The 9,504-nt window shown below is 67.6% G+C and carries 7 protein-coding genes; 6 read left to right on the forward strand and 1 reads right to left on the reverse strand.

What is annotated here, in order from left to right:
- Window positions 1–185 precede the first annotated feature (185 nt).
- The 5 genes from VEZ38_RS05920 (at window position 186) to VEZ38_RS05940 (ending at window position 3,889) form a co-directional block, all read left to right on the forward strand.
- The gene (locus tag VEZ38_RS05920; protein ID WP_324892420.1) at window positions 186–590 is read left to right on the forward strand and encodes a hypothetical protein; all 405 of its coding nucleotides are present in this window, start codon (window positions 186–188) and stop codon (window positions 588–590) included.
- A gap of 28 nt (window positions 591–618) precedes the next feature.
- Window positions 619–1,224, forward strand: a complete 606-nt coding sequence (locus VEZ38_RS05925) for a TetR/AcrR family transcriptional regulator (protein WP_324892421.1) — start codon at window positions 619–621, stop codon at window positions 1,222–1,224.
- A gap of 93 nt (window positions 1,225–1,317) precedes the next feature.
- Window positions 1,318–2,271, forward strand: coding sequence for an ABC transporter ATP-binding protein (locus tag VEZ38_RS05930; RefSeq protein ID WP_324892422.1), 954 nt, complete (start codon window positions 1,318–1,320; stop codon window positions 2,269–2,271).
- Window positions 2,268–3,362 (forward strand): ABC transporter permease, encoded by a 1,095-nt coding sequence (locus tag VEZ38_RS05935; protein WP_324892423.1) that lies wholly within the window; start codon window positions 2,268–2,270, stop codon window positions 3,360–3,362. The genes VEZ38_RS05930 and VEZ38_RS05935 overlap by 4 nt, the downstream gene beginning before the upstream one ends.
- A 68-nt stretch (window positions 3,363–3,430) precedes the next feature.
- On the forward strand, window positions 3,431–3,889 hold the full coding sequence (locus tag VEZ38_RS05940; protein WP_324892424.1) for a hypothetical protein: 459 nt from the start codon (window positions 3,431–3,433) through the stop codon (window positions 3,887–3,889).
- A 311-nt stretch (window positions 3,890–4,200) separates the two neighbouring features.
- Here VEZ38_RS05940 and VEZ38_RS05945 read toward each other — a convergent pair whose 3' ends face one another.
- Complete coding sequence (locus VEZ38_RS05945) at window positions 4,201–8,616, reverse strand: DEAD/DEAH box helicase (RefSeq protein WP_324892425.1); 4,416 nt, start codon at window positions 8,614–8,616, stop codon at window positions 4,201–4,203.
- Window positions 8,617–8,877: 261 nt separating this feature from the next.
- Here VEZ38_RS05945 and VEZ38_RS05950 point away from each other — a divergent pair.
- Window positions 8,878–9,504: lysylphosphatidylglycerol synthase domain-containing protein (locus tag VEZ38_RS05950; protein WP_324892426.1), on the forward strand; the 627-nt coding region annotated here is incomplete at its 3' end.

Below are 9,504 nucleotides of genomic sequence, written 5' to 3' on the forward strand. Positions count from 1 at the left end.
CGTCTCCCTTCGTTCCGCATCGGGATGATGGTTTGAATGTATCACAAGGAGTCTCCGAACGCCTAATGCCAGGGGGCGGGGAGGGAGGCGAAGCCGTTCGAAATCGGAATTGACGGAGAGGGGTTTCGGGAATAAAATTAAAGTGTTACTTTAAAATAAAAATTTAAACTAGGAGTGTGGTTTATATGAACCCTGTGAAATTCAGCCGCTTTGTCCTGCGAAGCCACGGCACGTTCTTGCTTGCGCTTACCGCGTTGATGCTCGTCTTATCCACGATCGGGCTGTACCGCGGAACGGGACCGTTCGCGTTCCTGCACGCCGATCCGATGGTCGACGTCGGCTTGTTTCAGGCCTACTCGCTCATGATGGTGGTCGGGATCGCGCTTTGGATCGGTTCTCTCCAACCGAACCCTTGGGCGTGGGACGTCGTCGGGCTGCTCGCGCACGTTTCGCCGCTCGTCGCGAACTTCATGTTCGCAGAGCCGCTCGCCGAGATCGGCCTTCCCAGCACGGTACCGCTGCATACGTTCTTTATCGCCGTCGAGCTTGCCGCGTTAGGGTATTACCGATATTCGCGTTATAATCAATAGACGGATACCGGGCGAAGGCGGGGAAGGCATGGCGAAGAGGAACGCATCGGAGAAGACGAAGGAAAACATACTGCAAGCCGCTAAAGAGGTTATTATCGAAAAGGGCTACGACCGTACGAAGATGACGGATATCGCGAAGCGGGCCGGCGTCAATCAGGTCATGCTCTATTATCACTTCGATTCTAAGGAAAATATCGTGAACGCCCTCGGCAAGAAAATCATCGAAGGAACGCGGGAGCGGCTGCGAGCGCAGCTCCGGAGCTTCGCTTCCGGGCAAACGCCGGATTGGAGCGGGTTCGTCGCGCGCGTCCGCGCGGCGGCCGGGGGCGAGAGCAATCTAGTCAGCATGATCTTCTCCGAACTCGCGAAGCACAACCTCGATATCGCGCTGCCCGTCGGCGCGCTGGTGGAGCTGTGGGAGGAGTTTTTCGCCGACCGCGTCCCGGAATCGAATCGGAAAGACGTTCGGGATCGGTTCGTGACGCAGATGTTTTTCTTTCAAGCGGTTCCGCTCATCCTGTTCCTCACGCATTCCGAGCAGGTCGCGCGAGCGCTCGACGCGGATCCGGCGAAGCTCGAGGAGAGTTTCATGGAGAAATTCGCCGAAGGGATCATTAAGACGTTGAGAGGGTAATCCCTCGTCCAGAACGCATTTTTTATAGTTTTGTAGTGTAGGAGAGATTGGAGTAGGATGGAGGTAGCAGAACGGAACGGAGTTGAGGGCGGCATGGCGGACGAGTTTGTGATCGAGGCGGACGGGCTCATCAAGCGATACGGCGATTTTACGGCGGTCGGCGGGGTCAGCTTTCAGGTGAAGCGCGGCGAGGTATTCGGGCTGCTCGGGCCGAACGGCGCGGGAAAGACGACGACGATGGAGATGATCGAAGGGCTGCGTCGTCCCGACGGCGGGCGCGCGCTCGTGGACGGGTTCGACACGGTGTCGCAGCTGGAGAAGGTGAAGGCGATCATCGGCGTGCAGCTGCAATCCACGTCGTTGTTCGATCTGCTCACGGTGCGCGAAATTACGGAGATGTACGCTAGCTTCTACAAGAAATCGGTGCCGGTGGAGCCGCTGCTGGAGAGTATGATCCTGACGGAAAAGGCTTCCGCCCGCGTTAAGCATCTCTCCGGCGGGCAAAAGCAACGGCTCGCCGTCGCGCTGGCGCTCGTGAACGATCCGCTCGTCGTCTTTCTCGACGAGCCGACGACCGGGCTCGACCCGCAGGCGCGCCGGACGCTGTGGGACATCGTGCTGAAGCTCAAGGAGCAGGGCAAGACGGTCGTGCTGTCGACGCATTACATGGACGAGGCGCATATTTTATGCGACCGGATTTGCCTGATGGACCAAGGGAGCGTCATCGCGCTCGACACGCCGGCGAACCTGATTCGAGGGCTCGCGGCCGATAAGACGGTCGAATTCCAGATGCCGGCGTTCGCGGCGATGGACGACGATCGGCAGGAGCGGGTGTTGGGGTGGCTCGGCGGACTCGCGGCGGTGTCGAGCGTCGAGAAGCGGCAGGAAGGCTTCGTGCTGTATTCCGGCGATTTGCAATCGACGCTCACGGCGCTGGTGTCCGGCGCGGACGGGCACGGCCTGCAGCTCGAGGGGCTCAGCACGCGGACCGCGACGCTCGAGGACGTATTCATTCAAATGACGGGAAGGAGCCTGCGGGAAGCATGAGACGAAGCGCCTACTTTCAGTTGACGAAGGCACAGCTGACGCTGTTTCTGCGAAACCGGCAGATGCTGTTCTTCACGATGTTCTTCCCGTTGCTGCTCATGATCGGCCTCGGCACGATGCTGGACGGCGGCGACGTGGCGTTAAGCGGCTATGTCGTCGACGAGGATGCGACGGAGGCGTCCGCCGGCGTCGCGGACACGCTGCTGCGCGTTGAAGCGCTCGGGCTGACGGCATCCGGCGACCGGGCGGCGGCGCTCGAGGCGCTGCGGCACGGCGATACGCAGCTCGTCGTCGTGCTGCCGGCCGGCTTCGGCGAGGCGCTCGCCGCCGGCGGCGCCGCGGCCGAGGTGAAGGTGTTCTACGAGGAGCAGAACATGACCGTGTCCCAGCTCGGCGTCCAGTACGTCAGCGGCGTCGTGGACGGCATCAGCAAAGAGCTGACGGGCTACGAACCGGCAGCCGCGGTGGCGGCCGAGCCGGTCGATTCGCTGGGGCTTCGTTACATCGACTTCCTCGTCCCCGGCATTCTCGCCATGATGATCATGTCGACGAACCTGAACGGCGTCGCCGGCCAAATTTCGTCGTGGCGCGAGCGGGGCGTGCTGCGCCGCATGCAGAGCACGACGCTGAAGGCCGGCACGTTCATCGCGGCGCAAATTACGGCGCGGCTCGCCTTGAACGGGCTGCAGGCCGTCGTCGTGCTGCTGATCGCGGCGCTCGTCTTCGGCACGCGGGCGAGCGGCTCCTGGCTGCTTGTGCTGTTTTATATCGTGCTCGGCACGCTCGTCTTCATGTCGATCGGTTTTATCATCGCGGGCGTCGCGAAGACGCCGGAGAGCGCGGGGCCGATCGCGGGTCTGATTTCGTTCCCGCTCATGTTTCTCGGGAACGTGTTTTTCCCGGTGCGGAACATGCCGGAGTTTTTGCAGCCGGTCGTGCAGGCGCTGCCGATCGTGCATCTGTCCGACGCGCTCCGCGCCGTCATGAACGTCGGCGCCGGGCTCGGCGACTTATGGGCCGAGACGTTGACGCTCGTCGTCTGGCTCGTCGCCGCGTTCGCCGTCGCGAGCCGAACGTTCAAGTGGGAGTAGCGGGCGTGCGATAGAAAATGTCTCCATCGGGAATCCTATCCGGCAACGACCGGATGGAGGGAAACGCGATGAGAAGAACGAGATGGTTCGCCGCGGCGGCGCTGGCCGCGGCGATGGCGGCGGCGCTGGCCGGGTGCGGCGGAGCGGCGGGCTCGGGCGACGGCGGCGCGGGGCGAGACTTCGGCGCGCTCGGCGCCGGCGCGCAAGGAAGGGACCCGGCTCGCTTCGGGATGCAGCTGTACGCGGCGGGCGAACGGCACCCGCTGTCGGCGGACGACTTCCTGGTCGTCGGCAACTCGGTGTTCGTCGCCGACGACGCGAGTCTGGACGCGCGATCGGACGAGGTGCAGCAAAATTTCCGCGGGATGCGGATTTATATTTTGGCGGACGCGTCCGGCCGCGCGGCGATGCATCGGCTGCGCCGCGCGATGGCGGGCGGGCTGACCGCGGACAACGCGCCCGCCGCCGCGGCGGATTTCGCCGCCTTGCTGCGCGGGGCGCGGCTGTCGGACGACGGCGGCAGCTGACGGCGTCACGAAGAAACCTTCCGCAGGCTCTATGGCCCGCGCGGAAGGTTTTTTTTCGTGCGGCTGCCATACCGGACCCTGTTTATTTGGTTGCGTACGGTCGTACAAATTTTACAGTTATTTTTTCTTCCCGGCATCATGGAAGCGCTTATTAAAGGCTGAAATGCAGGTATTCGACCGAAGAAAGCGGCCTGCGCCACGAAATAAATGTAGATTTTGCAAGAAATCGATTACATCCAACGGGAGGGAATAAATTAGCTATATTTTTCGTCAGTCATAAGACTTCGCCCTTCTCAGGACGCCGCCCGCGGTTAGCCGAGCGCGCTCGGCCAAAGGAGGAGCGCGCCGCGGTCGCGCTCCGCGCCGCGCTCGAGCAGCGGGACGGCGTCCGCCGCGTCGGCGGCGGAGACGCCGTTCCACGTCTCGACGCGAATCCGCTTCAGGCCGCCGCGCCGAAGCAGCTGCTTGAGCGCGGTCGACAGCGCCGCGGCGTCGGCCGAACGGCCGTCCCCGAGGCGAACGATATGCTTGCCGTTCGATTCGATCCAATAGCGCCATTCGCCGTTCACGAAGACAAGGTAGTTGCCTGCCTTCCGGGCGAAGGCGGCGCCGGGGATATCGGGCCACGGCAAAGCGACGCCGTACGGAACGGCGGGATCGGCGGCGCCGACGAGGAGGCACGCGGGCGGCGCCTGCGACGACTGCTGCGATGGCTGCTGCGGCTGCGGGTCGGGCGCTTCCCAGCCGCGCAGCGACGAGATCGTCTCGCGTTCCATGAATTGCAGCGCGGGCACGCCGTCGACGAAGAAGCCCCGGGCCACGAGCCCCCACTCCTCGAGCTGCTTCAGCAGCGGCAGGGCGGCGTCCCAGCCGAACGGCGCGTAGGCGTTCACGACGGCGCCCGTCACGCCCCCGAACGCGCGAAGCAGCTGCTTCGCCCACGCGAGCGCCCGCTCCTGGTCGAGGCGCGGCTCCCTCGCGGGCGGCTCGACGACGTACCAGCGCCCGTGGCCGGAGCCGAGCCGCGGATGCAGCTTGCCCTTCGCCAGCAGGAAGTTGCGCATCGGGGCGAACTGGTCGTTCGACACGCGGCCCTCCCACGCGAGCTCGACGAGCTTCGGCAGCAGCGCGGACGGCGGCTCTCCGGTATCGGCGGACAGGCGCGTCAGGAAAGAAGCGCCTCGCGCCCGGAGCGCGGCGAGCAGCTCGGGATGGGCGCTGCCCGCGTCAGCCTCGGCGCGGTGGCCTCGCCTGCCGGCGGCGTCTTCGCCCGCCGCGGCTCCGCCGAACGCCAGCGCGCCTTCGAGCAGCGCCTCCGAGCCCGCGAGAAAGAAGGCGATTCGGCCTTCTTTCTCCCCGTCCCGCCGGCGGCCGAGCCAAGTCAGCTCGCCGGAGGCGCACAGCAGATCCAGCTCTTCCTTGCGATAGCCGGGCAGCCGGGCGGGCAGAATCGACTGCTCCCATTGCGAGGCGGGGAGGAACAGCCCCTGCAGCGGCGTCAGCGCGGCGCGCAGCGCCTCGGCCCCGGCCGACGCCGGCGGGCGGTCGAGCCCGTGCCGCGCCAGCAGCAGCCGCTGCCACCGCGCCGGCTCGACGGGCGCGGCGGCGTGCCGCACCGACGCTAGCGAGAGCCGCACGAGCCGCGAGGCGACTTGGCGGCTCGACCAATACGGCGAGCCGGGCTCCGCGAAGGGCGGCCGCTCGATGCGCCCTTCGGCCGCCCACGCCTCGACGCGCGCGGCGGCGTCCTCCGGCGGGAGGCCGAAGCGCTCCGCGAGCTCCGCCGCGGTGAAGGCGATCACGCCTTCGATATACCGGAGCAGCACGAACGCCGCCGCGGTCGGGTCGCCGGGGAAGCGGACATAGACGTCGGCCTCGTCCCGCGCGATATACCGTAACTCGCCGCCGACGGCCGCGACGGCGACGCGGCCCGCGGCGAGTCCGGCCGCGGCCCAATCGAGCGCATCCGCCCCGGCGATCTTCGTCAGCTGCTCGGCCGACAGATCGCCTCGCCGTTTCAGGAGCGCCGCGACGTCGTCCGGCCCGGCGACGTCGCGGCCGCCGGACGCCAGCCGCTTGGTCTCGGCCTCGAGCAGCGCCGGCTCGACGACGAGGCTCGCGCCGGCGCCGCCCGATTCGCCGTCCGCGCCGAAATGCCGGTCGGCCAACTCCCGGCTGACCGATTGCAGCCGGCGCCGCAGCTCCTCGCTCGGCGCGTCGCCTTCGTACTGCATGTGCGACACATGGTCTAACGTAAACTGCGCGGCGAGGGGCGAAGGCGCGTCCCCCTCCGAGGCGACGACCTCGACGGCGCCGTCCCGGAGACGGGCGAGCGCGAGCATAAGGTTGGCGACATCCAGATGCTCGCGCAGGCATTCCTCGAGCGCCGCCCCGAACAGCGGAAAGTCGTCCGCGAACGGAAGACTCGCCTGCAGCAGCTCCTCCGCGCGGATGCGCTTCAGCCACGAGGGCACGCGGGAGAAGCCGCGGGCGAGCAGCAGCGCCGTCTCGGCCATGCGCCGAAACACGCCGGCGAACAGGGCCGACGACGGGACGGCGCGCTGGAGCGCCCGCTCCGCCGTCTCGGGCGTCAGCATCCAAAGACGCGGCAGCGCCTCCGCCTGCCAGGCGCGGAAGACGAGCTCGATGCCGTCGTCCTTCGCGTTCGCGTAGGGCGGCGCCGGAAGCGACTCGTCCCAGACGTGCTCCAGCGCCATGAGCCAGGCGCGGTTGACGCGCCGCCCCCAGAAGTTGTGCACGACGACGTGCGTCTGCCCGGTCATATCCTCGTAGCGCTCCACGACGACGCGCCGGTCGGTCGGCAGCGCGGACGCGTCGAGCTGCCGGCGCGCGAGGTCGACGAGCTCGGCCGCGGCGCGGGCGTCGAAGCCGGCGTACGCCGCCAGCCAATCCGTCAGCTCCGCGTCCGATTGCCGCCCGAGGCGCCCTTCCAGCTCGCGCAGGAACGCGCCGATCCGCTCGCCCAGCGCGAAGCTGCGCCCCCCGGCGTCCCCCCGCCAGAACGGTACCTCGCTGTACCGGTTCGACGCCTCGGCCACGACGACCCGGTCGTGCTTGATGTCGCGAATCATCCACGCATGCGCGCCGAGCTGAAACACGTCGCCGACGCGGGATTCGTGCACGAACTCTTCCTCCAGATCCCCGAGCTGCAGCTTCGAGTCGGCATGATAGACCGGATAGTTGGCGCTCGACGGAATCGTGCCCGCGCCGGTCATGGCGGCCATCCGCGTATTGCTTCGAGGCGTCAACGCGCCGGTCTCGCGGCGCCAATCGAGCGTCGCCTTGGCGAACGGGTAATACCCGGACAGCATGGCCAGCAGTCGCTCGAACGCGTCGTCGGTCAGCGCCCGGTACGGCGCCGCGGCGCGAACGAGGCGCAGCAGCGCGCCGGCGTCGGTCGGGCCCGCGGCGACCGCCGCGACTGTTTGCTGCGCGAGCACGTCGAGCGGTCCCGGCGGCATCGCGATCGGCTCGATGTCGCGCTCCCGAACGAGGCGCGCGAGTACCGCCGCCTGAGGCAGCGCGCCGCGGCTGCGCACGACGATGCGTCCGACGCTCGTGTCGCCGACGCCGTGCCCGGCGCGTCCGATGCGCTGGATGCCGGCGGCGGCGGAGAGCGGCGGATCGATCTGCAGCACGAGCTCGATATGCCCGACATCGATGCCAAGCTCGAGCGACGACGTGGCGACGAGACAGCGGAGCGCGCCCTCCTTCAGCAGCCGCTCCGCCTCGAGCCGCCGCTCCCGGGACACGCTGCCGTGGTGCGGGCGAGCGAAGCCTTCGCCGAATCGTTCGTTCAGCCGAAGCACGAGCCGCTCGGACAGCCGCCGATTGTTGACGAAAATCAGCGCCGTCTTCGCGTCGCCCATCAGTTGCCGCAAGCGCTCCAGCAGCGCGTGCCAGACCGCCTCGCGGCCGCCCGCGGCGGCGGCGTAATCCGGCACGGTGACGCGGACGTCATAAGCTTTGTCCATCGCGCTCTCGACGATCGCCGTCGGCCGCGGCTCGCCGGTCGCCGCATCGACGCCGCCGAGAAACAGCGCGGCCGTCTCGAGCGGCTTCTGCGTCGCGGAGACGCCGATGCGCTGCGGCGCGGAACGGCCGGCGCCGGCGAGCATGGCGGTCAGCCGCTCGAGCGTCAGGCTCAGATGCGCGCCCCGCTTGCTCGGCACGAGGTCGTGAATTTCGTCCACGACGACGGTTTCTACCGTCCGCAGTATGTCGCGGCTCTTGTCGGCCAGCAGCAGCAGGTACAGCGACTCCGGCGTCGTCACGAGCACGTCCGGCGGGCGCTTCAGCATGGAAGCCCGCGTGCTTTGGGACGTGTCCCCGGTACGAACGCCGGCCGTCAACGGCCGCCAATCCGAGGCGCCCGTCTCCGCGGCGATCGCGTCGAGCTCGGCCGCGAATCCGACGACATGATGATGGATGTCGTTGTTGAGCGCCTTCAGCGGCGTGACGTACAGCAGCCGCACGCCGGGGGCGTACGGCCGGCCGAGGTCGCTCTTCGCGCGGGCGATCCGGTCGAGGCCGGGCAGCAGCGCGGCGAGCGTCTTGCCGGAGCCGGTCGGCGCCGCGATCAGCGTATGCGCGCCGTCCCGAATCGCGTCCCAGGCGCGCAGCTGGACGTCGGTCGGCTCGCCGAACGCGCGGCGAAACCAGGCGGACAAGACGGGGTGGAACGGTTGGGGCGGTAGTTGGGTCACGCGGACGCACCTCCGGGGGCGGGGTCATTTTCGAAGTCTAGGTTTAGGAAATTATACCACAGCCCGTACCCATAATTTATGCGGTCGATATTGACGGGGACGGGTCGTTCGGGCGGAGCGACGTGAGCTTCCTTCTCGGGACGATCCCGCCGCATCACTTAGAAGAATAGGCACGTCGAGGAACCCGTCTTGGAGGCAAGGCGGGTTTCTCATTTCTTTTCAGGTTGACCGTGAGAATCGTTATCAGTAGAATGAGTCCATATGAAAACGCGAATTCTATTGCTTATCTTGCAATTCGGCCTGCTCCTCGCATTCGTCTGGTGGATGCGGCATCACTTCGACCTCGGGCGGCTCGCGGCCGGCTGGCGGGCGCTGTCGGAGCGGCCGGACATGCTCCTCGGTATGACGGCGGCGTACGCCGCGGCGTTCTGGGCTCGCGCTGCCGCTTGGCGGCTCTATCTGCCGGCCGGGCACCGCCCGCGCATTTCGCTGCTCTATCACGGCCTAATTTATAGCCTGCTGCTGAACCATCTGCTGCCCGTGAAGGCGGGCGACGTCGCGCGCGTCGGCGTGCTGTGGCGCCGCGGGCGCGTTCCCGGCGCGCTCGCGCTGCAGAGCGTCGCCGCGTTGCGCGCGCTCGACCTCGCGGCGCTGGCGCTGCTCGCGGCGGCCGGCGCGCCGCTGCTGCTAGGGGCGTCCGCCGCGACGCCCGCGGCCGCCTCCGCGGCAACCGTGCTGGCCGCGGCCGTCGTCGCCGCGCTGCTGCTGCGACGCGCGGACAAGCTGCCGTGGCACGGCGTCCGCCGCCACGCGGCCGTCGCCCGCGAGGCGCTGTCCGGCGCGCGGGGCGCCGCGATCGGGACGCTCGTCGTCGCCAGCTGGCTGCTC

The sequence above is a fragment of the Paenibacillus sp. genome, from assembly GCF_035645235.1.
GTDB lineage: Bacteria > Bacillota > Bacilli > Paenibacillales > YIM-B00363 > Paenibacillus_AE.